General features: G+C 66.5%; 2 pseudogenes. Both read right to left on the reverse strand.

The features are described 5' to 3' along the window. Window positions 1–568, reverse strand: a pseudogene (locus KVT32_RS28085) (branched-chain amino acid ABC transporter permease); the annotation flags it as partial. Window positions 569–584: 16 nt separating this feature from the next. Continuing rightward, window positions 585–695 (reverse strand): annotated as a pseudogene (locus KVT32_RS32290) (branched-chain amino acid ABC transporter permease); the annotation flags it as partial.

Raw genomic sequence — 695 nt, forward strand, 5'->3', positions numbered from 1 at the left:
CGAAGAACACCAGGTAGTAGGTCAGCAGCTTGCCGTCGATGGCGCGTCCGAACACCTCGTTCTCGACCAGCGTGAAGCCGGGCGTGAGCACTTCCGGCACGCTGAAGGTCTTGCCGTCCTCGCCGCCGGTGAAGTCCGACAGCTGCGAGGCCAGCACGGCGAAGGACGAGGCGACGGCCAGCGTGATCATGGCGTAGAAGATGGCGCGCACGCGCAGGGCGAACAGGCCGACGATGAAGGCCAGGGCGAGCGCCAGCAGCAGCGCCAGGCCCAGGCCCTTCATCGCCACGCCCCAGGTCGGCTCATCCACCGAGGCCAGCGCCAGGCCGATGCCGTGGGCGCCGATCCCGTAGAACATGGTGTGGGCGAACGACACGATGCCGGTGTAACCCAGCAGCAGGTCGTAGGAGGCGACCAGCACGATGTAGACGCAGATGGTCGCCGCCATGTTGAGCGGCCGCGCGCCGCTGGTCAGGAAGGGCGCGAAGGCCAGTCCCAGCAGGATCAGGATCAGCACCGCGGACAGGATGCGGCAGCGCGGCAGGTCGCCGGAAAGAAGCCGGGTCATGGGATTCATCGCCATGTCAGCCTCGCATCTTCGAATACAGCCCGGCCGGGCGCCACAGCAGGATCGCGATCATCAGGATGATGTTCGAGACCAGCGCGATCTTCGGGGCCAGGAAGCCGGCATAGTT

The organism is Achromobacter sp. GbtcB20, assembly GCF_019091095.1.
Taxonomy (GTDB): Bacteria; Pseudomonadota; Gammaproteobacteria; order Burkholderiales; family Burkholderiaceae_B; genus Achromobacter; species Achromobacter mucicolens.